Genomic DNA, 25854 nt, shown 5'->3' with positions numbered 1-25854 from the left:
ATGAAAATTATCCATACTTTAATCCATCAAAAAATTGAACCCAAAATGGTTCTATGAGTTAGCTTTCAACTAATATTTGGGTGGCAGGGCACCTTCCCTTTGATTCGGTGTGAATAGTATTTTTCCTGACTCTTTTTATTTTGCATTTGAATCCATTAAATTCGTTCAGATGTTTGTTCTTAAGTTTGTGAATACCTGGCTTTTCCAACCTTAACTTTATAAATGTTTTGTTCTAATTTTCCCCACACTCTAGAAGTGGTACATGTGTACAAAAAAAGACTCACCTAATAGGTACTAGCCCCCTCCTAAAAACTGCACTTGCAACGAAAACACAAAATAATATTAGAAAAAGAATAGCAAAAAACACTGAAAACGACGAAGTCATTTCAGTGCCATATTCGAATATGAACTTAATAAAGAGCGGATTTTGCGAGCATCGTTATAGTCGCATCATCCATCGGAGGATTATGGAGACCTGCGCGTACATCCCTATAGTAGCGTTGCAGGGGATTGTTTCGTTGTAAACTTTTGGCTCCGACGACTCTCATCGCTTTATCGACGATGGAAATCGAATTATTGACGACCGATAACTTAACAGCACCCAATTGCTTCGATAGTTCATGATGATCTTCAGGCTGCCGCACCCATTTTTCTGCGACAGAGTAGAGGAAATGGTGTGCTTCGCCCAATTCCAGTTCCATCTCCCCAATTGTACGTTGAACATTCGGAAGGTCCCTGATTGGTCCTGGTAAGCTATTGGGAGAATAGGTTTTCGCAAATTCGACTGCGTAATTTCTGGCAGCCACTGCAATTCCCAAGTAGCAAGCCGGTATATGTAATAGCCACGCTTCAGGTTTTCTTTTTTTACCAGTATTGCTTTTCATGACATAATACTTTTCAGGCAGGCTGACATCAGTTAACACCAAATCATGACTTCCTGTTCCTTGCATGGAGATCATATCCCAAGTTTCTTCTATACTTACACCCGTTACATCACGATGAACTAAAAAAGTGCCTAAACACTCATCTTCGGGTACCCATGCAGTTACAAGAAAAATATCAAGGATGGGAGAGAGTGTAGTAAAAGTCTTTCTGCCATTCAAATTCCATTGTTTACCTTTTTTGATAGCGATCGTTTCCGGTCTGCCACCGCGCGTCGGGCTTCCCGTTCCAGTCTCAGATGCTGCCGTATTGATTAGAGCACCTTTCGACACTTCATCAAACAACTCTTTCATGACTTCTTTTTCCCACGGTCTCTTCTCCGTTAAGGAGAGGACGGTTCCGACATGCCAGCCTATTCCTAAGGCTGTTGGGCCGCAATATTGAGCTATTTTTTCTTGGCATAGGAGAAAATCATATAAGGAACCGCCGTACCCTCCATCCTCTTTTGCTAACGTTAATCGGGGATATCCGAATTCCTTTAACTCCTGAATGTTTTCAAAAGGAAATCCCTTTGAATCATCAAGTGCCTCAGATCGGCCGGAAAACGACTGAATCGCTTCCTCTAATTTTTGTATATATTCTTTTTGCTTCTGTGATTGAAAAAACGACATGAAGATCACCCCTCCTGTAGTAAACAAAAATCCTGGACCATCCAGCAGCAGAAACAGAACTGCTAACTCCACTTTATCATATCACCTTAGTGTAGTTTATGGTTCGAATCTGCCCATTAAGAGTCGATGTCTTCATTTTTATATTCTTTGTTCGCGTTCTTGTATGCTTCCTTAGCCTGATCAATATTTTTGTTTTCGAGAAAGTAAGCTATCGCTGCTTGCCCGATTCCATAAGTGACTGCGCCCGCTACCGCACCCGAAACGGCTAGGCCGGCTCCTGGGATGAAACGGACTGCAGCCCTGACACCTTCCCTGACAAGGAGACCGATTCCGACATTGATCCCTAATGCAGCAATGAATTCACTTGCCGTTTTTGTATTGATTTCTTTATCCGCGATAAAACCAATCACCACAATCATCAAACCTTGAATTCCTGTCAAAATGGGAAAATCGGCAAAAGGTATTGGCTCTGCACCGATTAAACCTGCGATTGCCGTAAACGTTCCCACTATCGTCCGCGCGAATTTTTTCTTTACGAATTGGCTCTGCATCGCTTTGGCTGTCTTCAGCTTCGCTTCACTGGGTAAGGCCTCAATTAAGTAATCAGACAGCAAATCTATGTTCCAACGCATATCATATTCAATATTTCCACTTTCATCAAAATCAATATACGAACAAGTAGGAATGATGTTCAAAAGTGGTATTTCACTCTCTTTAAATCTTTTTGACATCAAAGCGATGGCTTCATCAATATTCTGTTTTTTCTTAGGATTGGCATCAAAAGGTGCTTGTTTATAATGAGGCGGATCTAATTCATCCACTTGGGTGACCACACAAATGACGGGTACATCATAATGGTGATTCTCTTTAACGATCTTGCGCAGCTTATTCAATTCTTGTAAATCTTCTTCAATCCGTGAATCCGTTTCTTTTGCTTTAATCAAGAAAAGAAACACATCAGGCTGTTCTTCTGTTACCGCTTTTATCAATTCACCCAATGGTGTTTCTTCTTCGAAATCTTCCGTAGGAGCTTCACTCTCACCCAGCCCGCGGGAGTCCAGCAAACGAATCTTGGGCTCGGCATCACTCGGGTACCATAGCCATTTTCCCTTACCCGTTCCGGATTTAACGGAACTGACATATTGGAGCTCCTGACCAAACATCGCATTGATCAGTGATGATTTTCCGGAACCGCGCCTGCCGACAAGAGCAATTCGCGGTTCCCTTGCATCAACTGTCATCGTTTTAAGCTTTAAGAGCTGGTCGAGCATTTTGTTCTTTTTTGATTGTGAAATGGGCAGCTTATCTACCTGGCCTTTAATGAAACTGAATATGCTTCCCATTTCATCATGTTTTCCCACCATCACTCATTCCCCCTTGTTAAGAAGTGTTTTAAGTACCATTTACCCTTGAACGATTCAATTTAAGCATGTAACTTCATTCTCCTTGCAAAATTAAGGGGCTCCATATATTCATTTAACTCTTTTCTTTTAAGAACATAATGACACTGGCCATGTATTTTTGGATTTCCTGGACTTGAAATGCTGCAGAATCCGCAATCTGTTTGTAATGATGCTGTCCTTCATCGGTGATTCGTAAATAGCGTTTAGTTCGTTTTTCACTTTCCCACCTGCCGACAAGAAGCCCGTTCTCTTCCATTTCATGAGATAAATCGTATAAATAACCGTTAGAAGCGATCCAACCGAACTGATTCTTAAGCAGATCGCCAATTTCCCCCATGTAAATGGGCTTCTTAGTGAAAGCGGCTTTTAAGGTTACATAACGGACTAGATCCTTCACCGATATTATTTTCGAGAAATACGACCTGTATTCTTCAGGAAGCTCATTAACAACCGATGGGTTTTCACCAGATCCCCTTAAATCGAACATGAAGCGATCGATGACCTTTTTCACTTCGGAGAACCGTTCCAGGAAATTTTCTTGGTACCATATGTAAAGCTCTTTGCCTTTTTCCGTTATTTGATAATAATTTCTTCCCTTATTCGTATATAAGGATAAATGATTGGAATCGACTAGCGTATTGGATATTTTACATAAATAGTCATAGCTATGTACTTTGCCAGTGAACGTATTTTTCAGGTCCTGATGAATCGCCCTTGGATAATTCGCTTTTATCCTCAAAGAGTGAAGTAAGAAAATCGTTAAAAATTCCCGCTGGCTCAACCCAACCGTTTCAACCGTTGCAGACAGTTTTTCCCCTTTCTTCACTGTCAAAACCCCCTTTATTTACTGTTTATATAACATATCATCTAAATATTTCTTCCTTACCCTTATTATCCTGTGCTGCCACATAATAGTAAAGTTTTTAATGCCTAACTGCCTAGTACTAATTTTTCGGATTCTATCTAATGTTGGATGGGGTGGATTCTGAATATTCTGTCGAGGTTTATTATGAAATAGTGTAAAAAATAAAAAGAAGAAACGGCCCATGTTAAGGCCGTTTCTTCTTTAGGTTTACTGTTCCGTTAAAATGATCGGTTCACCTTTTGTAATGACAAGGGTATGTTCATATTGCGCGGAAAGCTTTCCATCTGCCGTTCTCGCCGTCCAGCCGTCTTGATCCATTTTCATATGCCATGTTCCTGCATTCAGCATTGGCTCGATCGTGATGACCATACCTTCTTTTAGACGGGCACCTTTACCTGGCTTACCATAATGTAGGACTGTTGGGTCCTCGTGCATGGTTTTACCAATTCCGTGGCCTGTAAAATCGCGAACAACAGAAAACTTTTCACCTTCTGCATATGACTGGATTGCATGCCCGATGTCCCCGAGACGATTTCCTGCACGTGCGACTTCGATGCCCCTGTATAAAGCATTTTTGGTTACATCCATTAAACGCTGAGCTTCATCGGAAACTTCACCGACCGCATATGTCCAAGCGGAATCCGCCAAACCACCGTTAAGGTTCACCACCATATCAATCGTAACGATGTCTCCCTCTTTTAGGGCTTTCTTTTGCGGAAAGCCGTGACAAATAACATCATTCACTGAAGCACACGTTGCATATTTGTATCCGTTATAGCCCTTTTGTTCTGGTGTAGCACCATGCTCTGCCAAGTACTTATCGACAAATTCTTCGATTTCCCAAGTCGTGATGCCCGGTTTTATCATTTTTGCAATTTCTCTATGCGTCGCAGCAAGAAGTTTGCCCGCTTCATGCATCAAATTTATTTCTCTTTCACTTTTAATGGTTATCATTTAAAATCCTCTTTCGTTTTATAACTTTTCTGATTGAGACTCCTTGTTTATCATATGCCTTTTTTTATATAAAAAGCAACCAAAAACCCGGTAAAAATCACCGGGTTAATTAATTCATGGCCTTTTTTGTACCAGTAATTCCGAGAAAAAATAAAAATGGAAGCCAGCGTTTACGTTTTTTACACAAATGAATATTCCAGGTGAGAATTACCTAGAATTTATAATCACGATTGGACTTAATTGTCTCAAAAATTTTATATAGGCCCATGTGTATTAACCGGGTACAGATTTCCATCTAACGCAAATGAAACTCTTCCTGTTTCTTCTGATACTACCAATACCAGGGCATCACTTCGTTCAGATAAACCTAATGCAGAGCGGTGACGTGTTCCAAGTTTTTTTCCCCCTGTTGATCTGTCTGAAAGCGGAAGGACATTTGCTGCGGAAACAATCTGATTTTTATTAACCAAAACGGCACCATCATGCAGTGGATTTCCAGGGAAAAAAATTGATTCGAGTAAAGAATGGGTTAACTCCGCGCCTATTGAAATACCTGGTTGAATCAATGAATCAATAGGGTCTCCCCGTTGAATCACGATCAAGCCGCCGTGTCTCAAATTCGACAAATTTTGTACGCAAGTTGATAACTCTGGATATTTGTCCGTAAACGGTGACAAATAACAATTCAAATAAAATGTAGCTGCTTTCATATCGATGTATATAAATTTATCCTTTATTTTCTCGAAATTTCCAAGAAGACAATAATTTTCATCACCCATTGCTTCTAAGTTATCCTGTAATGCTGATATTACTTGTCGTAAATCCTCTTTTAACATTTGTTTCATTGGTGAAAAATCACAATTGCCATGATTCACAGTCATGCACCTCCCCTTTATTATTTCACTCTCTTTCTTTCAATAAATCTTAATTGGCCTCGCAAAGACCAATCTTATTTTTCGTAGCTCTAGTTATGCCTAGTTAAATTAATAATTATGAATGTACTTAAAGTTTGTCTTCACGATAATTAATTATTCATCTTTACTATCAATTAAGTAATGACTTCACATTTTTTTATGTCATATGGACAAGGTAAAAGAATAGATATGTTAATGACCTGTTGAAAGATATTCTATATAAGAGGTGGTATTGGATGCCTTATGTAACCGTATTTGACCAAGGAACATTTGAAGTTGAAATGGGAAAAAAATTAGTATTAGCATTGGAAGATAACGGTATAAATATTCTCCACCGATGCGGCGGGAAGGCTAAATGTACAACTTGCAGAGTTGAAATATTGGCGGGTGATTTTTTGGAGGTCACACATAAAGAAAAAAAGATCTTTGAGGAAAAAGGAATGGAAGATCATTTACGTTTATCTTGTCAAATTTACGTGAATGGAGACATTACCGTTCGGCCGATCAAGACGGTAGAAAACTCTGGAATTCCTGCTGGGCCAAGGCCTGCCGACTGAATAGTTTCGTAAGTGTCGCAGTTTAATCAAAAAACATCAAAACAATTGTTTTGATGTTTTTTTAATCTTTAGCCAAATGAATTACTTCTTTTCCATGACCGCAAAATAATTATCTTCATTATCAGCAAAATTGAAGACTCTTCCAGATGGCATAGTTACAAGCTCTCCCACTTTGATATTCTTCTCTGAAAAGTCTTTATATAATTCATCAAGATTATCCGAGTAAAACATTAACGAAGGTGTATTAAGATTTAATTCAGGCTGCATTTTTGCAATGAATTCTTTATTATGCAGGATGATACTCGTTTCTGCTACCTTTGTTGGGGCTATTTCAATCCATCTTAGCCCTTGGCCATTATCTTCTTCAGAAATTACGCTAAAACCGAAATTTTCCGTCCAAAATTTCAATGACTCGTCTTGATCATTTACATATAACATAATTTGCCCGACTTTGTTAATCATTTGCTTCTCTCCCTTTCTGCTGGTTCCGTTATTAATTGAATCATTTATGTATAAGCATCATGTTGGTTGGAAATATATAACTGATTAAATCGTATTATATATGCTAGATTTAATCAATATTTACCAAAAATGAATTTTTGGGAGGTTTTTGAACCTGCACGATTGCTTAAGAAAAGCAGTTATCTTTTACGAATTTTGCTTAATTGTTTCTTCTACGTATTTCAAGAAATCTGTATATGTCGAATTCCCTTCCAGATATTGCGCTACCACAGTTAAAGGAACTATAACTCTATCTCTCTTTTTAGAGTAAAGAACCGTTTCTGTTTTAATGCCCCTATGCACCCCATCAAGTGCAGAAGAAAAATGATATACAGAATCATATTCATACCATTTAAAATCTTGATTTATATTCCTTTTTATAATTTCTCCAATATAGGCACCTATTCTTATCACAAAATTATCAAAATGATTCTTTAAAAGTTCACTACCCATTTGAGTAGTACATAATCTTTTCGTATAAGCATCTATATAGCGAATGCTTTCAATAGTGAAATCTAAATTTCTCTTTGTTAGGTTCTCTTGATCCCAAGTATCTTTTGATACATCCTGATACATTAATTTCGCAATGCTTTTTAAATCATTTTTTATTAATTTTGTTCTATTTAAGGAACCGAACATATGACATTTCCCCTTTATTAATTATTTAAGTGTTACTTATAAGTCTACACCGGTAGATAAAAAAAGCTATGCAATCTTTAAATACAGTAATTAGCAGGACTTTTTGATTTTTCACAGAACTTCTATACAGAGTATTTCTCAAAGGAGAGTGAAATGGTGGTTCTATCGAAAGAGGGTTTGTTAAATATATTGGAAGGCAACAGGAGCTTGACGTTGAGGGTGGTTGAAGCTTTCCCTGAAGAGGAATTGTTTAATTATGCACCGGCCAGGGAGCTTCGCCCTTTCGCAGAGATGGTTAAAGAAATCATGAACATTGAAACTGCATATATGCGTGGAATTGCACTGGGTGTTTGGGAGTTTCCAGATTCGTTTGCCGGAATTTCTACCAAAGAAGAACTTGTATCAGCATGCGAAGCAGTAAGGGATGATACGAGGAAGCTGTGGGAGGAAATGACCGAGGAAACGCTTGGAGTGGTCGAAAAGGATCCTTTTTTCGGTCCCTCACAAAGCCACTTTGATAGACTTCAATATGCCTTGGAAAACGAAATCCACCATAGGGGCCAGGGTTATATCTACCTTAGAACACTCGGAATTGAACCGCCGGAATTTTTCGTAAGGTAATAATGCATTATGTAATAAATTTGGAGCATTGAATAACAAATAAAAAAGTAGGAGTGAAAGAAATGTCAGTTGATGCATATCTTAATTTTAATGGGAATTGTCGACAAGCAGTAGAGTTCTACGCAGAGGTTTTTGGAACGGAACAACCAAATATCATGACCTTTGGGGAAACACCGCCTAATCCGGATTTTACTCTTCCAGAAGAAGCGAAAGATTTAGTCATGCATACAAGGCTAAATATAAATGGAAGCAATATCATGTTTTCAGATACTTTTCCTGGAATGCCTTTTGTTGAAGGAAACAATATCAGCCTGGCTTATGTCAGTAATGATTTGGATGAAATTAAATCGATTTTTAACAAACTAAGTGAAGGCGGTACGGTTGGTGTAGAGCTCCAAGAAACATTCTGGAGTAAAATTTACGGTCAGTTAACCGATAAATTCGGAATCAAATGGCAATTTAACTTCGAGAGCTGAGAAATGGAATTTGGATATAGTGCTTTTCACTGGTGAAAAGTTTCTATATCCTTTTGTGTTTCAGGCAAGGATATTGTAACTAGCAAAGGATTAACGCGATTAGTTTAATGATCGGTTGGAATACACAAATGGCACCCTAACCCTTACAATAGGTCATGATAAATGGTATATAGTAATAGGGTACCTTCAAGGTATTTAATCTTATCGAATAAATTCGCATTTCCATGATAATAGCAGAGTTTAGTTTTCCTGGCTAAACTTGAGAACAATAAAGGAGAAAAAATTATGAAAAATAAGATTCAAAAGATCACAACCAACCTGTGGTTTGATACACAAGCTGAAGAGGCGGCGAAGTTATACACTTCCATATTCGAAAATTCTAAGATCGGAAGAATCACTCGCTATGGTAATGCAGGAAATCAAATCCACGGGAAACCAGAGGGATCAGTGATGACCGTGGATTTTGAACTGGACGGACAAGCATTCGTAGCATTAAATGGCGGTCCGCAATTCAAATTTACCGAGGCAATATCATTTATCATCAATTGCGAGAATCAAGAAGAGGTGGATTATTATTGGGAAAAACTCTCTGAAGGTGGAGATGAAAAGGCGCAAGTGTGCGGTTGGCTGAAAGATCGATTTGGTGTGTCATGGCAAATTGTCCCTGAATATCTAACCGAGATGGTAAACGACTCCGCCACTGAAAAATCGGAAAGAGTTATGAAAGCGCTGCTCCAAATGAAGAAAATTGACATTAAAACTTTAAAGCAGGCGTATATAGGTTAGGTTCCTAAGAAACATCTATCTAGTAAAGTTGTATTCATTCCTGAAAATCATACGATTTTGAAGTAACTAAAACCTAGTTTCTCGGAATTGCAGGTGTGAAATTAGGTTTTGATATTTGAATTTCCTAAAAGTTTAAATCCGCATTTTCCTGGCGATAGCCCCTATTAGTAAGAATAAACTTTCTTAAGTATATTATCATAAATGATTTAAATGGTTTTAAGGGAGAAATAGATACAATGGAAAATATATTTATACCAGCACTACGACATGGCGATGAAATCATAGAAAGAAAAATCCGTTACGACTCCATAGTTGTAGAACATAACTGTTTGCTGTTAAAAGAACAAAATCAACATGTCGTGCTTTTTCATGAAATCATGGATTCGTTCACGATGAAAGCGGGTTCTATAAAATTAACCATTCCTGTAAGCAGTTATACAATTGCTTATTATTGGAAAGACCGTCCTTATAATTTATACATTTGGAGAGATAACGACGGAAATTATTTAGGATCCTATTTTAATATTGTAAGAAATACATATATGGCTGATAAGTTGGTATCCTTTGAGGATTTGATTATAGATATATTGGTGCTTCCGGGTGGGGAATATTTTATTTTAGACGAGGAAGAGTTACCTGTGCCATTAGAGCAATTTGAGAGTGGTTCTGTTAAACAAGCCCTAATCTCCTTACTTGATTCCATTGATATTCTTCTTTCACAAACCATTTCAGAATCCGAGAAGCTCTATAAACATAAAGACCTCCTTCCATGGCTGAACAACAAATGACATACAAAAAGCCTACTTCATTCAGTAGGCTTTTTGTTCTCCCTCACTCACTATCAGCTTGAGCCGATATACTGTCGCCAAGCTCCTCAATGTTCTTAGATACCTTCGCACTGTATGTGTAGTCACCGTAGCAATATGGATATCGAAAATTATCTTTGTCACCGCCGCAATCATAGAGCGTGGGGTTTTTTTCGACCTGAAGCATGGAGAACTTCTTTGCAAGCTCTTCATTATGCTTGCCCCCTTCATTCGCAACGAAATCAATATAACCAATTCCCATGTTATATGCTTGAAGGATCGTGGCAAAATCAACGCCCTTTTCATTGCCATATTCATTGATCCGCTTAAAATGTTTCACTCCATACTTAATGCTTTCCGTTGGATCAGTGATTGTATTTGGATCAAGGCCCGCTGACTCAGATGCCTGCATTGGGTCACCGCCCCGCCCTCGGCTTTCCTGCTGCATCAAAGCAATCAATGTCGAAGTATGCTCCTCAAGTCCGTATTTAGTCAACTCGTCTTGCAGAAGTGAACTATACTTTTTCACGTTCGCAAAGGAATCAAGCGTATTTACTGATGTGGTAACATTTTCGGAATATGGGGTTTGCATGATCTCCTTAATGAGCAAAAATACGAAAATCAGGATGAAAATGTTAAAAACTTTCTTTGATTTCTTACGTTTCTTCTTCACATTCTCTCTCCGTTATCTCTAAGTTAATATATTTATATCTTAACAAATTGTAAGAGTAATAACTATTTAGAATACCCAATTAAATGTTCTGCAAACAGGATTAGCATTAATTGTAATTAGTGTATTTTCTCAACCACTTAACTTAGCCGCCGCAAAATCTTAAAAGGAACAGAGTCACACAGTGCATATTTTTAGGTCAATGAGACACCCTACTGGTTGGAGGTGATATGTATGGACAAGAAGAGTGAAAAAGAAGAACTCCTTGATGATAAAAAGGGGAAATATAGAAACGAGTTTGGGGCAGATCCAGATGAACAAGAAATGAATGGTCTATATGGTATGTTGGAAACTGAATATGAAGATAAGCTACACGATAAAGAAAAGTAACGATGGGGTTTCTTGAATATTTGTAAATCGCCTTTTATGGCGTTTTTCTATGTGTTCAAATTCTAAAGGATCGTATATAGTTTCATATGAACTGATTTTTGAATATGCAAAAAAACGAAAACCGAAAAAGTCTTCGTTTTGTCCAAATTTAAATCCGTTTGTTCATTAACTAAAAGGATACAATTAAAAAGGGAGTGACCTACTGTCACTCCCTTTCTCAATTAGTATTGTGAAGATTGTCCGCCATCAATCGGAATGACTACACCGTTGATGAACTCTGATTCCCCTGATAATAGGAAAGCGACTAAACGGCCGACCTCTTCAGGTTTACCGAAGCGTTTCTTAGGATTCACACTGACGAATTCCGCCATTGCTTCTTCCCAATTCTCTCCGCCTATTTGCCTGAATGATCCCTCTACCATCGCTGTTAAGATTACTCCTGGTGCAATGGCATTTATGCTGATACCATATTGGCCATATTCTATGGCAGCTGTTTTTGTTAAGCCTGCTACAGCATGTTTACTTGCAACGTACGCAGCTTGGTTAAGCACAGCACGAATTCCGCCTACAGAAGCCACGTTCACCACTGCCCCTGATCCTTGTTCTTTCATGATTGGCAGAATGTATTTCATACCATAGAAAACACCATTGATATTGATGTCCGTTACTTTGTTGAAAACGTTGCTATCGTATTCAGCCATAGGGGCCTGTTTACCTTCAATACCCGCATTATTATAGAATCCATCGACTCTGCCATATTTGCTGACTGTTTGGTCTACATAGTTCTTTACTGCTTCTTCATCCGATACATCTGCAGTGACCAGAAGCACTTCCGAGTTTGGTGCCAAGTCTAAGATTAATTTTTTTGTCACTTCCAAAGATGCGTCGTTTAAATCAACTAATGAAAGTTTAGCTCCTTCTTTAGCCATTTCCAATGCGGCTGCTTGACCTAAACCTGATCCTGCCCCTGTAATGATTACAACTTTGCCATCGAATCTTTCGCTCATATGTTAAAACTCCCCTTTTAAGTTATCTTGAAAATTTATTTAATTATACTGATTACCCCTTAAAGCTTAAGAATCCATCATCAACTGGAATGACTTGTCCATTAATGGCATCCGCTTTTTCAGAGAACAAGAACGTTACAACTTCAGCAACTTTTTCTGGCTGAATCAATTTTTTCCTCATATGAAGTTGAGCCAAACTGTCCAGGAACTCTTGATCTTCACCAATGATCGGCGTTTCGATAAATCCTGGTGCCACTCCGACAACACGAATCCCATATTGAGCAAGTTCAATTGCACCGGATTTAGTCATCGCGATGACTGCTGCTTTTGCAGCATGGTAATTAAAGCTGCCAATAGAAACCATCGTCCCGTATATTGAGGCTGTATTAACGATCGTTGCGCCTGTTACACCAAGCTCGACCATCTTCCTTGCTGCATAATACATGCCATAATAAACGCCGTGTTGGTCAACATCAACTACTCTGTGGTATGATTCTGGATCCATCTCCAAAAATGGTTTTACTAGTCCAATTCCAGCATTGTTGAAAATGCCATTGATGGTGCCATGATTGGCAATTGCAGCTTCGACCATCGCTTCCACTTCTTCCGCACTAGCTACATCCACTTTCACGAAAGATGCCGTGCCTCCCTTTTGTTGAATAGCTTCAGCCGTTTCTTTAGCGGCAACATCATTGTAGTCAGCCGCTACGACAATAGCTCCCTGATCAGCTAATTTAAATGCCGTTTCCTTTCCAATTCCGCTGCCTGCTCCTGTAATAATTATGACCTTTCCTTGTAAACTCATGTATTCGTCCCCCTTTAACAAAGTTTGTTGCTTATCAGATTAAAATGGCCCCTCCGTCGATTACAAGTTCTTGACCCGTAATGTGGCTGGAAAGATCGGATACTAAGTACATCATTAGATTTGCAATTTCCTGCGGCTCAGCATACCGGCCATCCGGAGTCGTTGCTTCCAACTGTTTTCTAGCCGCTTCAGCTGCCGCGGAATCTCCTTGACCAAATCCGCTTTCAATCGACCGCATCATAGCCGTGTTGACGACACCTGGGCAGACGGCATTCACCCGGACACCATGTGGAGCTACTTCGACACCAGCTGTTTTCGTCATTCCTAGAACCGCATGTTTACTAGCGCCATACGCCACCATGTTTGGCGTTGCCAGTAAACCAGCTCCAGAAGCTGTATTCACGACCGCCCCGCTTTTTTGTTCAATCATATGGGGCAATACATGTTTCATGCCCAAGAAAACACCTCGTACATTTATTGACATTAATTGATCGAAAACCTCAGCAGGATAGTCGATAAGCGGCATTATTTTGCCTTCCCAACCTGCATTATTCAAGAAAATATCGATTTTTCCATAGAAATCTATCGTTTTTTGAACATAATTTTTTATATCGTCTTCCTTTGTAACATCGGCTTTAACGAATTTGGCTTCGCCGCCTTTTTCTTTGATTTCATTTACCGTTAGCATGCCAGCCTCTTCGGAAAGGTCTACAACAACCACTTTGGCACCATTTTCTGAAAGTGTAATAGAAGCTGCCCGGCCGATACCCCCGCCGCCACCGGTAACAATTGCTACTTTTTCTGTAAAATCAAATGCTTGCATAATATTCTCCCTTTCTCCCCTTGATCTTGGTGATAATATTCTTGCTTGAATACGATTACATAATAACATTCTTTTTGTCGATTGTCGACAATTTGGTTTTAGAGTCAAAGACTCTACATCACTCCACGATTCAAGGCTTCATGAATTTCATTTTTTGCTTTAACTAAATCATCTTCTAGAATGGCCTCAATAGACATCTTTAATCTGAAATGGAAACTTTCCATCGTTTCCGTATTCCATTGACTTTGGGCAAAAACCATGAGGATATGACTGGCTTCTTCAAAAAATCTTGCTAATGCTTTGTTATTAGCGATTGAAAAAATATATCGAAATATCTGTGTTGCCCTTTTTTGATACTCGATAACATTACCTTTTTCACACTCATCGGTTGCACTTTCCAAATGCTTTCGTAATGATTGCTTATTTTCTGAGTGCCAATTCCCTTGGGAAAATTCAATGCCCATCTGGATCAGTCCGATCGTAACATCATTATATTCAATGATTTCCCTTTGTGAAAATGGCTTGACGATCGTTCCCCGCCTAGGTATTCTCTCAACAATACCGTCAACCTGCAGTAAATAAAGGGCTTCGCGTACTGGTGCACGGCTAGTATTCAATTCTTTGGAAATGTCTTCTTCCACGATTTTCTCACCAGCTTCTATTTCACCTTCAATTATTTTTTTTAAAATGTGTTTAGCGATTTGTTGTGGTAACGATTCTCCAAAATAAATGCCATCTGTCAAATTGGAAGTATTTCCAAACATCTTTCAGCACTCCTATACTTCTATAATTAATTGTGGTTTTTTTAGTATAACATAAGGATAGGAATTAACTTCCTTTAATGCTAACCAGCCAAGAAAAACGTATTTTCCTATATGGAAAAAGCTCAAAAAGACTTAATGTCAGATCGCTTCTTCTAAGTGTTTTCCATATTCTACTGATTTTGGCGGTAAAAATGCAACAGATCTAGAGCCCCTTTTATATAAAGGGCTCCATGTGTATTTTTTAATCAACTAGCCTCGGTTTCGCTGGATCGCAGTTTGGCTTTTCCGTGTCTGTCGATTCAGCGAGTTTCGTTAAATAATAACATTCTTCTCGCCACATATGATCTGCCATTAATGGCGAAAGCGTTCCAAGAGCCTGCGCACTAAGGTCAAGCTCCTCCAATTCCAGCAGGAAGTGCTGGAAGAATTTAATTTCCAATGTGACGTCGGCATTCATTTTTTCCAATGCTGGGAATGTTGACAGATTGGTTCGTAAAAATCCAGCCATTTCAACAGCTTTTAAATAAAAATCATTAAAATGTTTTTTATATTGGTCACTTTTCTCTTTTAACCTTTTTTCAACGTCATCCATATTGGATGATATTGCACCTGCATGTCCTGCTGCATCTAATAGCCAAACTAAATGGTGATGAAGTTCATGAAAAACCGGCGGCATTTGATCTGAATTGAAATATTTCAATAATCTTAAATATTCTTCTAATTCGTTCACCATATGATTAATGAATGAAGGTGAAAGATGTATTTTTATTTTACCTACCAGATGTTCTTTAATTAGGCTTAGCTTAAACTCCCGAAATCTTAATGTCTCTTCTTCTGCGATGGCAGTAAGTTGCGAGATCTCTTCCGAATTGGCTTGACCAAGGAGAGCATCAAAAACTTGAATGAATTCAGAGGCAATTTCAATGTTTTCCACTTCAACCGGCGCTAAAGACTCATGGATGAACCTGGCATGGTCTCCTAAGATTTGCAGCCAAAACCGATGCTCGAATCTTGCTGTTTTCTCCAAAAACTCGTTCATTTTCTCTCCCCCATAATTTAAAGCATAAGAAACTCACTTATAATTTGTATTCCTAAACCTACAAACATATTAATATAAATTAAATGGGGCGTAATGAAGCCTAAGCTTGATCCTATACCTTCAGATTACTCACACACCAACAAATTAATGGGGTCTTTGAGTCGCTTTAAAAACGGTCATTTTAATACAAATTTAAACCAACCTTATATTTATATTGATTTAATAGTTCTGGAAGTGGTGAAACTTTTAAATTAAGGTCGGTAGGAGGAAGGTAGATTGTCAAAGGAAATAATGAGTTACATTGACTATTCAATGGAGAAAATTCCAGGGGGCGAAATAGAATTAAGGGACGATAGAATTAAAAGCAAATGGAAAGCTGAAATAAGACCGTTCCTTCTTGCACGTTATCCTGTTACTATGGATTTCTACTATGCCATTACAAATAAATCACCTAATTCTTTTGATCGGGATCTAAAACCTGTTGTGAATATCTCTTGGAATGATGCAATTTCTTTTTGTAATCTGCTTTCACAGAAAGCTGGACTGGGAGAGTGTTATTCTAAAAATGGGGAAAACATTGTTTGTGATTGGGAATCAAGCGGTTTTCGACTTCCTTCAGAAGCGGAGTGGCAATATGCATGTAAAGCCGGGACTCCTGGTTATAGATACGGAGAGCTGAATGAGATTGCCTGGTATAACGAAAATTCAGGGGGCATGATCCATGAAGTAGGAACAAAGGAACGGAATCCATGGGGGCTGCATGATATGTTAGGGAATGTTTGGGAATGGTGCTGGGACTTATATGATGAACAAGTGTACGGCACCTACCGTATTTTTCGAGGGGGGAGCTGGGCTGAGGATGCTAGAGGTTGTGGAGCTTCATGTCGCCGGCGCAGCCATCCGACATTTTGTATAGACGACCTAGGATTCCGTCTTGCCCGGTCTTTTTAACCTTAGCAAACAAGCCATATCCATTCAAAACTCAAAGCTTTATCTTAGTTGTACATCTATTCATATTTATTACCAGTTTCTTGGTAGAATTCCGATGGGAACAAAATAAAAACCTGAAAAATTTTCAGGTTTTTTATAATTTCTTCATTCGGTCCTTAAACTAGAAGGAACTTTGTTAACCATTGATATGACAGCGGAAACCAGCCTTGATCCTGTCTCAAAAAAAGAAATCATTAACTTTTATAATTTAAGGGAATTATTGACGCAATCCGAATGGTTAAAGGCCTTCCAACAAAACGGATTTACAGATTTAAAAATCTTGAAATCAAGTACCGTCTTAGAGGAATTAATGAATTCTTCAGCATCAAATAGATCCATTCAGCCTTTGAATGGATCCTTGGAACGAGTCATGGACGCACATTACCGCCTCATTTTATCTTACGGAAACAGCCTCGGTTATAGAGTATACAGAGCAAGTAAAAAATAGGGCATTCATCATGAATAAGGCAGCTTAATATGTGTCTGGAATCTTGAACACAATGATAAAAACCTGGAACAAGTTCAAGGTTTAAAGGGATGGTCCTATTTAGACGATGATCTGTACACAATTTCGGCCATTCTTCTTTGCGGCATATAAGGCTTGGTCGGCCCGTGGCATCAATGTTTTGATGGAAATGCTTCGGTCACCAGCTTCAATTAATGCAGTAGTCACCCCGAAACTGCAGGTAACGGAAATCATCTCTTCATTAACCACTGCAATACTTTCAGAAACCTTTTCCCTTATCATATCGGCCAACTCATATGCAGCGGGTAAAGCGGTATTCGGCAAACATATGATAAATTCTTCACCGCCATAACGCCCCAACAAATCTCCTTCCCGAATGTTTTCCTTTGCAATATTCGCTACAAGCGTTATAGCCGCATCCCCTGCTTCATGTCCAAAAGTATCATTTACATTTTTGAAATGATCGATATCAAACATGATGACTGAAACATTGCCGCCTTCCATGCTTAGAGCATCAAATAAAATTTCCGATTTTTTGATAAAAAATGTTCTATTCAATATTTGGGTTAATCCGTCCAAGCTGGCAAGTTGCTTCATCTTTTCCAGCATGAGTACTCTTTCAGTTACATCGGCGAAGGTAATGATCTGTCCGATAGACAGGTTGTTTTTGTTGAACACGGGTGAAAAACCAATATGGTAATGTACCATATCACCATTTATGCTGCAATTAAAGTCACTGTCCTGTTTAAGGTCGATTATTCCCCTAAGAAGTTGATTCCCATTTAGCACACTTGTAATCGATTTACCAATGGAATGTTCATCCAACATGGGCAAAAATTTGCGCATTCCACGGTTATAGTCGACAATCAACCCCTGTTGATTTAAAACGATTACTCCCTCTTTCATACTTTCAAAGACGGTTTCCCGAGCGATCGGGGCTACATTGAACATTTGAAAAGTCAAAAGTGCCGCACCATGAAAGATAAACGTGATACTCATGGATACAGGACCAAGATCGATACCATATGAGCTTAGTCCATTTATATAAAAATAATTTGCTATTATAGGAATAAGAAGACCTGCCACCATCATTGATATTTGCATCCTGAATCTGAATGAAGATTTTTTCACCTGTTTTAGCAATATTATTATACTTATCATCACACATAAAAAAAGAAACAGGGAGTGTACGTAAAACCAAGGGCCGCCCACCAGTTTAATAATTGGAAAAGGACTATTGCTTCTCAACTCCATTGATTTGTAATATAAGTGATGAAGGTCATTTGTAAAATGCATGAAAATGGTGATGAACGGTATGATGAAGAGTGCATATTGCCAGACCTTCTTAATTCTCTGACCTACATATTCAATGCACATCAACAAAAGGAATACTGGGATGAATGGTAATGCCAAGTACTCGACCCTTAACCAGAATATGATTTGTTCTAACGATGTACTGGAAAGTTCGAAAGCATAAGAAAAAGTAAAGATGGAAGACAATAATGTCACGAGAATATAGGCTTTTGCTCCAGGTGCATCCTTGATCTTTAACTGTGCAAATAAACACAGAAACAAGCTTGAAGCACCTGCTATTATAAGTACGAGTATGTATAACAATAACTCCCGTGGCAATGCGAATCAACTCCGTTTAACAAAAAAATAGTTTTCCGTATATTATATAGCACTTTATGACTAGGTGACTAGAGTTTATTCAGGGAATTCTGAATTTTAAATCCCTTATTTACTTACACCCCAAACCGCCGAATAAAATAAACATCCAGTTTTACAACATGAAAAACCCTGCTTCATCACCTTGAACGTGAGTGGCAGGGTTGATAATTCAAATAAATGAAGTATTTAGGTACGGATTATACCTTCTCTGTTACTGCTGTGAATCGCTTTAAGAATGAAAGTATTTTTTGGTAGACCGCAATTTCATTTTCTTTTTTGGAAAATCCATGTCCCTCATCTTCCAGAAGCATATAATCGACATCTCTTCCTTTACCCTTCAAGGCTTGAACGATTTGATCTGATTCCTCTTTGACGACACGGGGATCGTTTGCTCCTTGAATGACGAGCATTGGCTTTATCATCGATTCTAAATAGGTGATAGGCGAATACTCGATTAGTTTTTCTTTATCTTTTTCCGGATTTCCTACCCACTGATCCATGATTGCCTTCCAGTCTTCTGGAACGGAATTGATAAATGAGAAGAGGTTGGATGGACCGAAAATATCGACAACTGCCTTAAAATAATCTGCATGTCTTCCGTGGAGCAGAAGTGCCATATACCCTCCGAAGCTTCCCCCCATCAATAAGATGTTACCTTTTTGTGCATGTCCTTGGTCTATTAGCCAATCAAGGCCGGCTACATTATCAAGTCGTGGCCCATTTCCCCAATCTCCCTCTACCATTTTCGTGAATTCCAAACCATAACCAGTGGAACCGCGGAAGTTTGGCGCAAAAATACTGTAACCGTGATTCAGGAAAAATTGAAATGAAGCTCTGAAGGACTTCCGTTCTGCCGCTTGAGGTCCTCCATGAGGCCAAAAAATGATTTCACCATTGTCATTTTCCTTTTTTGCCCTAAAAAATAACGACTCGATCTCCAGGCCATCAAAGGAAGTGTATGTAATGATGTCGGGTTCAACCAATGCATCAGAATCGACGCCAGGAACAGTATATTTAGTTAATGATACCCACTTATCACCTGTATTTTTATAGATATTATGAGGTTTTGTTGCGCCCATGCCAAATAAGTAAAGCGTGCCTGATGCAGCAACCTCAAGCTTATTAATGACGCTGCATGGTACGGGGATGTTTCTCCAATTTTCATTTTGCAGATTGAATTCATATAATTGATCCTCTACACCCTTTTGGCTGGTTATATATAAAAGTTGATTCTCTTTACTATAATTAATGGCAGTAAAACTCTCATTCTCCAATTCTTTAATTTTACAGAATTTATTTGTTTCAAGGTTGTATGAAGCCATATAGGTAAAGTCCGAATCATAATCAGTCAATAAATATATCATCGAATCTGAAACAAAAACACCATCACTCACTGTGTGCTGTTTCTCAGTGGGCGGAGTGAGCAGGATATCTTCGTTCCCATTTTTTGCATAGAGTAGGGTATTTGTATTGGAAAAGTGTTTATAGTAAAGTAAGGTTTCTTCATCAGGGCTAAAGCCAAATAAATAGGTCGCTGCATCCTTCCCCTCCAATACCAGCTTTTCCTGTCCTGATTCTAAATCTAAACAATAGGCATTTAGAAAGGAAGCATTTCCTCTGGATGTCGTGTAATAGAGCTTTTTACTGTCATTCGATAATTTCGGCATGAAATTACGTGTATTTTCATGATGAACGATTCCCTTCATTGTCCCGCCATTCAAAGGAACCCCGTAAAACTGGGTATTTTCATTACCGTCTTGATCGAAACCAGCAATTATGAACCGGCTCTTCTTATCATATATCAGTGCTTGGCAGCTTTGATCAATGGATGTAAGCGGATAAGGAAAGGAGTTTGGCAAATCCATTCCCCATAAATTATACTTGCCGCTCAAATTGGTACTGAAAACCAGATGTTTTTCATCTGGACTTACGGCAAAATCAGCAATGGAAAAAGTTCGTAAAAATTGTTCAACATCAGATTTTGGAAAAGTGATCATTTTGGCAGCCCCTCACATTTATAATATAAAGAAAAATCTGTAGTTAATTATACCATATTTTTCCTTGGTGGTATAAGTAAACTGTCTATGGAAGCAGACGATTCTAGTTTGCTATTCTAGTAAAAAAACTTATGTAACTATGCCTCTATTTTGGAAAAACGATTATTCAGCGTTTTGTCATCCGATATAATGATGTTAAAAGCAAGTTTAAATACGAAAAAAGCTTAAGAGTATTGGGCTCTTAAGCTTTTTAAGCATCAATCGATATATCTTCTTGCTCCGGCATATTCCTCCCCGTATCCCGATGTTTTTATTTCATCTATCCTTACATGTGTTGAGCTGTTAGGCGAATGGATCATTTTGCCGTCACCAATATACATTCCGACATGATGGACCCTCCCTTTCCCTTTTTCATAGGCAAAAAATAGTAAGTCACCTGGTTGAAGATTTTCTTGTTCTACCTTTTTGCCATGTTGCGCCTGAACGGAAGAGTCCCTTGGGATCGTTATTCCATTAGCATGGTACATTGTATAGGTAAATCCCGAACAGTCAAATCCAAAACCGGACATTCCAGCCCATAGGTAAGGAAGCCCTAAAAATCCTTTTCCTGATTCAACGATGTCATTTCCGGTTGGAGCAGCTATTTGTTTGTCATTTTGATAGACTGATACGTCCTGCTTTTCTATCCATTTTGCTCCATTACTCGGTGTCATCACCTTCACTTTATCTTTTTTCACCTGCAATAACGGGAGGCGGGTATCGAAGCTGACCTCCATGAATTTGGACCGAAGTTTCGAATCCGAATAAAGCCAAGTCTTTGGGGCATTTACAAGGGCATATCCTCGTTTAAATTGCTTCTCAAAAGAATTTCCGTCTTTTAATTGTGCCTTTGGCATCCATCCTGGATAACCAATATCATTGCGAGGCGTTGGTTGATTGGCAACGGCTACTTTCACCCATTCACCCCGTTCTTCTAAAATCGTCACTTTAGAACCGTATACTGCTTGTGTTTCCAGGTTACCAACAAGCCATAGCTTGTCTTCATATTTCATCGAGCCGATCCATGCATTCATATCAACGGGATTCGATGCAGAAGGAGCATCGATTTCCCTTAGTAATCCCGGCTCAGTCCAAAGAGTGGCCACGCTTACATCAACATAGGCAATTCTCTCCTTCTCTCTTGAACTAGCTTCATTAGGACTGAATACTAAAATACCAATAGCAAATAAAGACAGCACAAAAACGGTTAACCTTTTCAAAATAATCACCCTTTCGAATTTGTTTTTATTGAGAAAAAGAGGATTTCCTCTTGACTCCCAGTCCAGGTTTATCGGAAATTAGAAGTTGATCTTTCATAAATTGAATGCCTACATATGGCTCATTCTTAATCCATAATGGGGCATCTAAATCAATCTTCGTTATATTTGGGTGGGCGGTTGCCAGATGAGCCGCGGCCGCTACACTCACGGATGATTCCATCATACTCCCGATCATGCATTCCACCCCGGCTGCTTCTGCCATATCGGCAATTTGGAGTGCACGTCTAATTCCGCCTGTTTTCATTAATTTGATATTAAGGAGATCAACAGCATGTTCATTAAGGAGTTTCATGGCGTCACGAGGTGAAAACAAACTTTCATCGGCCATGATCGGCACTTGGACAGACCTCTTTATTTCTTTCAACCCTTCGATATCATGGGCTTTGACGGGTTGTTCCACTAAATCAACATTCAGCTTTCTTTCTTCGAGTTCATGAATAATGGAAATCGCTTGTTTTGTTGTCCACCCTTGATTTGCATCAATCCTGATCATAACCTGGTCGCCAACAGCAGCACGAATGCAGGCAACCCGCTCCACATCACTCTCCCAATCTTTCCCCAGTTTTATCTTCATCGTAGAAAACCCGCCATCAATGAGGGACAATGCCGCCTTTGCCATTTCTTCGGGTTCTCCAACGCTGATTGTCATATCATTTTTAAGGACGTTCGATTTACCGCCAAGATATTGATATAAAGGGAGTTGCCATCGTTTGCTGACTGCGTCGTACATAGCGATTTCAACAGCCGCTTTTGCACTTGTGTTACCTACACAGGATCGTTGGATAAGCTGAGACAATGCATTGATATTCTCGATGTCGTGCCCAATTAGATGTGGTGTGATCACTTCTTCAATGACCGTCATGATTCCTTTTGTAGAGTCACCTGTGATGGCAACCGTAGGGGCTGCAGCCCCCAAACCTTCCGTCCCATCCTCCAACTTTACGGAAACCATGATATTTTCAATTTCCATTGCTGTACGTAATGCAGTCTTGAATGGCTTGACAAGCGGCAAGGTTTCCACTGATACTTGTAATCTTTCTATCTTCATATTAACAACCCTTCCTTAAAAGCTTGAGAGTATATATGATGTAAGAATTCCAAAATAGGTGCCCAGAAGACTGCCCAGTACAGCCATCAATATCCCGACCGGTATTAGCGCCCGGTTGAAAGAACCTGCCAATATAGGAGCTGATGCCACACCCCCTATATTGGCCAATGAGGCAACTCCCATTGTAAATAGATCCAATTTAAAGATCTTGGCCAAAATGACCATGATCAATCCATGAAAGAATAGAATCATAAATCCGGATAAAATATATACAGGTGCTTGAAACAGCTGTGAAAAATCGGCATGGGAAGCAATTAATCCAATGACTATATAAAGCATGACTTTGGAAATTTCCATAGAACCGGCAATACGTCCAACCTTTGTGACAGCCAGAATTAAACCTAAGGTAGAAGCGATGATGATCGTCCAAGTGGTTCCATTCACAGCGGCACCGAGTACCGGCAGTCTCTCCCCAATTTTTGTTGCCCCTGCTGAAACAATTAATGCCAGCGCCAAGAAACCGATCAATTCCACGAATCCAAATTCCGCGTTGGCGGTTTCACCGGCTTCAAGCTCGGAAGTCATTTGATCAATGAAAGATGTATCCGCTTTAGTCCAAATGTTGAATTTTCCAGCAAGAGGCACCAGCCAAAACAAGAACATGACCCAAATGGAATAATTGACTGTATCCATGATCAACGCATAGCCAAAAATATTTTCAGGCACATCGAGTATGCCTTGCAAGATCACCATATTGGCAGATCCCCCTGTCCAGCTTGCGCTCAAAGCCGAGAATGCCTTCCAAGTTCCTTCCGCATAAAAGCCATTCATTAAAACGTAAGTAAGTGTGAACCCTCCAATAATGCTGAATGAAGCTGCAAAAAATGTTAACAGCATCTTTGGGCCAAGTCTGATTATTTTCCGCATATCGCATTGCAAAAGCATCAGCATCAACATGGCTGGCAGCAGGAGTCCTCGTATGGTGCTATATGCACTTTCGACTGACTCACTATCTGAAAAGACCCCAAATGTTTTCATCAGAGCCGCTCCAATATAAATAAGGACAATCCCAGGAACATACTTGAAGAACTTTCCTCCAATCTTTTTTTCCGCTACGGCAATCACGGCAGTAAATGCCAATAAAAAACAGACAAACATCACACCATCTTGAATCATATTCCATACCTCCTTATATTTAGGGATTTAGGGGATTTCATGATAATAAAATCTATTCAAACCCGCCAATGAAGTCTTCATGGCCCTACATAAAAAAATCCAGCTGCCAAAGAGCGCCTACACACTCTTTAACAGCTGGATTTCAATTGCGATTGACAAAAGAAGCAGCTATAACTTATAAAGTTGCTGATATTTAATGCTGGCATTTCTTAGGGCGACGGTCAGTGCTTTCTGAGATGAACCAAAGTACCGTTGCTCAATTTCTTTCTCCAATTCATCGGGCCTAAGAATGGATTTACCAACTAACATGGAATGAATGAAGCGTGATGTAATCGATATCGTGGTCGAGCATTCCGCATCCACTATTTCATGCGTTTCTCGATCAATGACGAACCCGATAAAAAAGCAGTTGAATTGCTGTGTAATTGGATTATTGGACGCCGCCTTCGATTCGCCGACTATATATACTGTATTCTGCTGAAACATACTTATTGTGCCTCCTGCCATTACAGACATCATAACAGGTATAAATAGGGTGACTATCTATATTATTACAATATGAAATGGTTACATATATTCTAATATATATAGCCAGCATTTGACAATATATTTTGTATATTAAGTCAATTACCGATTCCTGCGCAATAGGGTCATGATTCGACTTCCCCCGCACTTTATTCGGCCGTTCATGGATTAATTCGGCCTTCACAATCATTATTCGGGCTATGGTTCGGGATCCAACAGATCATTTCAGCCCTTCATACGGCTTATATTTCGCATACAACTCTTTTCGGCGATTGCGATCCTCGAAAGTGGTTGCTGCACCACTTTTTCGATTCTCATAAAGCTCGTCCATATCGACTGTACCGGTTATGATCGTATGTTCATTCATTACCGCCTCGGCTACTATTCCATTTGCTGGCCAAGCGCTATCACAGGGGCTAAGAATACTGGCGCTGCCATACCCGTTCGGCAGGGGTGCCCCTGGTTCTCCAACAGTGGGGCAATGAACAAAATATACCTGATTCTCGATTGCACGCGCATGAGCGCAATGGCGAACTCGCCAAAAACCAGCCTCTGTAAATGTGTATGATGGGCAAAAAATGATGTCGGCCCCATTCACTGATAAAATCCTTGAAATTTCAGGTATCTCCGCTTCATAACATACCGCTATCCCTATCTTAACCGGACCCACGGAATAAACTTCCAAATCATCACCTTCAGAAGTATGCCAATTTGCTTCAGCGGGAAAGATATGAGTTTTTTTATGCTCACCGACTGATCCGTCTTTATCAAAAATGTATGCAATATTGAAGTATTCCTTTTCGCGTCGTTCCAGATGCGTGCCGGCAATGATGACCTGTTTTCTTTTTCTTGAGAGTGACCTGAAAAGATCTTTGTATTGATTGGTATATTCATCAATCCTGGTAAGGGACGAAGCATCCTGTTCTCCAAAGGCCGCTGATAACCCTATGGTTAACAGTTCAGGAAAAATGATATAATCCGAGTTTTCGGGAACTTGGGTAATCAACTCTTCTACTTGTTCCTGAAATTCATTGAAGGTTGACACCTTTTCTACACGAAATTGACAAGCCGTTATTTTAATTTTCACAA

At 39.3% G+C, this 25854-nt stretch carries 28 protein-coding genes; 8 read left to right on the top strand and 20 right to left on the bottom strand.

Annotated features, from left to right (window positions below; all coding sequences use genetic code 11):
* Nucleotides 1–410: 410 nt before the first annotated feature.
* From ACSR9O_RS07575 to cdaS, 5 genes are all read right to left on the bottom strand, one after another.
* Entirely contained in the window at nt 411–1553 is a 1143-nt protein-coding gene (locus ACSR9O_RS07575) for an acyl-CoA dehydrogenase family protein (RefSeq protein ID WP_230176569.1), read from the bottom strand.
* Nucleotides 1554–1669: 116 nt separating this feature from the next.
* Nucleotides 1670–2917, bottom strand: coding sequence for a GTPase family protein (locus ACSR9O_RS07570; protein ID WP_230176299.1), 1248 nt, complete (start codon nt 2915–2917; stop codon nt 1670–1672).
* Between the two features lie 112 nt (nt 2918–3029).
* Nucleotides 3030–3782 carry a PadR family transcriptional regulator gene (locus ACSR9O_RS07565; protein WP_230176300.1) on the bottom strand — a complete coding sequence of 251 codons (753 nt, stop codon included), beginning with the start codon at nt 3780–3782 and terminating at the stop codon, nt 3030–3032.
* A 246-nt stretch (nt 3783–4028) separates the two neighbouring features.
* Nucleotides 4029–4775 carry a type I methionyl aminopeptidase gene (gene map, locus ACSR9O_RS07560; protein WP_101222117.1) on the bottom strand — a complete coding sequence of 249 codons (747 nt, stop codon included), beginning with the start codon at nt 4773–4775 and terminating at the stop codon, nt 4029–4031.
* Nucleotides 4776–5029: 254 nt separating this feature from the next.
* A complete protein-coding gene (gene cdaS, locus ACSR9O_RS07555; protein ID WP_230176301.1) occupies nt 5030–5650 on the bottom strand; it encodes a sporulation-specific diadenylate cyclase CdaS in 621 nt (206 codons plus the stop codon).
* A 275-nt stretch (nt 5651–5925) separates the two neighbouring features.
* On the opposite strand from cdaS, the gene ACSR9O_RS07550 reads away from it, so the two are divergent.
* Nucleotides 5926–6246 carry a 2Fe-2S iron-sulfur cluster-binding protein gene (locus ACSR9O_RS07550; protein WP_101222115.1) on the top strand — a complete coding sequence of 107 codons (321 nt, stop codon included), beginning with the start codon at nt 5926–5928 and terminating at the stop codon, nt 6244–6246.
* Between the two features lie 81 nt (nt 6247–6327).
* On the opposite strand, the gene ACSR9O_RS07545 is transcribed toward ACSR9O_RS07550, so the two are convergent.
* Both ACSR9O_RS07545 and ACSR9O_RS07540 read right to left on the bottom strand, forming a co-directional pair.
* Entirely contained in the window at nt 6328–6708 is a 381-nt protein-coding gene (locus ACSR9O_RS07545) for a VOC family protein (RefSeq protein WP_101222114.1), read from the bottom strand.
* A gap of 186 nt (nt 6709–6894) precedes the next feature.
* Nucleotides 6895–7386, bottom strand: coding sequence for a hypothetical protein (locus ACSR9O_RS07540; protein ID WP_230176302.1), 492 nt, complete (start codon nt 7384–7386; stop codon nt 6895–6897).
* Between the two features lie 153 nt (nt 7387–7539).
* Here ACSR9O_RS07540 and ACSR9O_RS07535 point away from each other — a divergent pair, with 153 nt between their 5' ends.
* From ACSR9O_RS07535 to ACSR9O_RS07520, 4 genes are all read left to right on the top strand, one after another.
* Nucleotides 7540–8007: a DinB family protein gene (locus ACSR9O_RS07535; protein ID WP_230176303.1), complete on the top strand. Its 468-nt coding sequence runs from the start codon at nt 7540–7542 to the stop codon at nt 8005–8007.
* 62 nt (nt 8008–8069) lie between these two features.
* Nucleotides 8070–8483: a VOC family protein gene (locus ACSR9O_RS07530; protein ID WP_230176304.1), complete on the top strand. Its 414-nt coding sequence runs from the start codon at nt 8070–8072 to the stop codon at nt 8481–8483.
* Nucleotides 8484–8768: 285 nt separating this feature from the next.
* Nucleotides 8769–9269: a VOC family protein gene (locus tag ACSR9O_RS07525; protein ID WP_230176305.1), complete on the top strand. Its 501-nt coding sequence runs from the start codon at nt 8769–8771 to the stop codon at nt 9267–9269.
* Nucleotides 9270–9505: 236 nt separating this feature from the next.
* Nucleotides 9506–10057: a ribonuclease FAU-1 family protein gene (locus ACSR9O_RS07520; RefSeq protein ID WP_230176306.1), complete on the top strand. Its 552-nt coding sequence runs from the start codon at nt 9506–9508 to the stop codon at nt 10055–10057.
* A gap of 43 nt (nt 10058–10100) precedes the next feature.
* Here the strand turns inward: ACSR9O_RS07520 and ACSR9O_RS07515 are convergent, their stop codons facing one another.
* Nucleotides 10101–10748, bottom strand: coding sequence for a lysozyme family protein (locus ACSR9O_RS07515; protein WP_230176307.1), 648 nt, complete (start codon nt 10746–10748; stop codon nt 10101–10103).
* A gap of 231 nt (nt 10749–10979) precedes the next feature.
* Here ACSR9O_RS07515 and ACSR9O_RS07510 point away from each other — a divergent pair, with 231 nt between their 5' ends.
* The gene (locus ACSR9O_RS07510; RefSeq protein ID WP_230176308.1) at nt 10980–11135 is read left to right on the top strand and encodes a DUF4021 domain-containing protein; all 156 of its coding nucleotides are present in this window, start codon (nt 10980–10982) and stop codon (nt 11133–11135) included.
* Between the two features lie 221 nt (nt 11136–11356).
* Here the strand turns inward: ACSR9O_RS07510 and ACSR9O_RS07505 are convergent, their stop codons facing one another.
* The 5 genes from ACSR9O_RS07505 to ACSR9O_RS07485 all read right to left on the bottom strand — a co-directional run bounded on the left by ACSR9O_RS07505 (nt 11357) and on the right by ACSR9O_RS07485 (nt 15573).
* On the bottom strand, nt 11357–12142 hold the full coding sequence (locus tag ACSR9O_RS07505) for a glucose 1-dehydrogenase (protein WP_230176309.1): 786 nt from the start codon (nt 12140–12142) through the stop codon (nt 11357–11359).
* 52 nt (nt 12143–12194) lie between these two features.
* Complete coding sequence (locus ACSR9O_RS07500; RefSeq protein ID WP_101222106.1) at nt 12195–12947, bottom strand: SDR family NAD(P)-dependent oxidoreductase; 753 nt, start codon at nt 12945–12947, stop codon at nt 12195–12197.
* Between the two features lie 34 nt (nt 12948–12981).
* Nucleotides 12982–13770, bottom strand: coding sequence for an SDR family NAD(P)-dependent oxidoreductase (locus ACSR9O_RS07495; protein ID WP_101222105.1), 789 nt, complete (start codon nt 13768–13770; stop codon nt 12982–12984).
* Nucleotides 13771–13883: 113 nt separating this feature from the next.
* Entirely contained in the window at nt 13884–14534 is a 651-nt protein-coding gene (locus ACSR9O_RS07490; protein ID WP_230176310.1) for a GntR family transcriptional regulator, read from the bottom strand.
* A 241-nt stretch (nt 14535–14775) separates the two neighbouring features.
* A complete protein-coding gene (locus ACSR9O_RS07485) occupies nt 14776–15573 on the bottom strand; it encodes a DUF2935 domain-containing protein (RefSeq protein ID WP_230176311.1) in 798 nt (265 codons plus the stop codon).
* A gap of 312 nt (nt 15574–15885) precedes the next feature.
* Between ACSR9O_RS07485 and ACSR9O_RS07480 the strand changes: the two genes are divergently transcribed.
* A complete protein-coding gene (locus tag ACSR9O_RS07480) occupies nt 15886–16524 on the top strand; it encodes a formylglycine-generating enzyme family protein (protein ID WP_230176570.1) in 639 nt (212 codons plus the stop codon).
* 172 nt (nt 16525–16696) lie between these two features.
* Nucleotides 16697–17011, top strand: a complete 315-nt coding sequence (locus tag ACSR9O_RS07475; RefSeq protein ID WP_230176312.1) for a hypothetical protein — start codon at nt 16697–16699, stop codon at nt 17009–17011.
* A gap of 99 nt (nt 17012–17110) precedes the next feature.
* Here the strand turns inward: ACSR9O_RS07475 and ACSR9O_RS07470 are convergent, their stop codons facing one another.
* The 7 genes from ACSR9O_RS07470 to ACSR9O_RS07440 all read right to left on the bottom strand — a co-directional run bounded on the left by ACSR9O_RS07470 (nt 17111) and on the right by ACSR9O_RS07440 (nt 25852).
* On the bottom strand, nt 17111–18661 hold the full coding sequence (locus ACSR9O_RS07470; protein ID WP_230176313.1) for a histidine kinase N-terminal 7TM domain-containing diguanylate cyclase: 1551 nt from the start codon (nt 18659–18661) through the stop codon (nt 17111–17113).
* A 236-nt stretch (nt 18662–18897) separates the two neighbouring features.
* On the bottom strand, nt 18898–20697 hold the full coding sequence (locus ACSR9O_RS07465; RefSeq protein ID WP_491724223.1) for a S9 family peptidase: 1800 nt from the start codon (nt 20695–20697) through the stop codon (nt 18898–18900).
* Between the two features lie 257 nt (nt 20698–20954).
* Entirely contained in the window at nt 20955–21962 is a 1008-nt protein-coding gene (locus ACSR9O_RS07460; protein WP_491725456.1) for a C40 family peptidase, read from the bottom strand.
* Between the two features lie 19 nt (nt 21963–21981).
* Nucleotides 21982–23064: a dipeptide epimerase gene (locus tag ACSR9O_RS07455; protein ID WP_101222097.1), complete on the bottom strand. Its 1083-nt coding sequence runs from the start codon at nt 23062–23064 to the stop codon at nt 21982–21984.
* A gap of 15 nt (nt 23065–23079) precedes the next feature.
* The gene (locus tag ACSR9O_RS07450) at nt 23080–24240 is read right to left on the bottom strand and encodes a DUF819 family protein (RefSeq protein ID WP_230176317.1); all 1161 of its coding nucleotides are present in this window, start codon (nt 24238–24240) and stop codon (nt 23080–23082) included.
* A 168-nt stretch (nt 24241–24408) separates the two neighbouring features.
* A complete protein-coding gene (locus ACSR9O_RS07445) occupies nt 24409–24726 on the bottom strand; it encodes a DUF3870 domain-containing protein (RefSeq protein WP_101222095.1) in 318 nt (105 codons plus the stop codon).
* A 259-nt stretch (nt 24727–24985) separates the two neighbouring features.
* On the bottom strand, nt 24986–25852 hold the full coding sequence (locus tag ACSR9O_RS07440) for a carbon-nitrogen hydrolase family protein (protein ID WP_230176318.1): 867 nt from the start codon (nt 25850–25852) through the stop codon (nt 24986–24988).
* Nucleotides 25853–25854 lie beyond the last annotated feature (2 nt).

The sequence above is a fragment of the Peribacillus sp. B65 genome (genome assembly GCF_058513295.1).
This window is presented reverse-complemented; position numbering and strand designations above follow the sequence as displayed.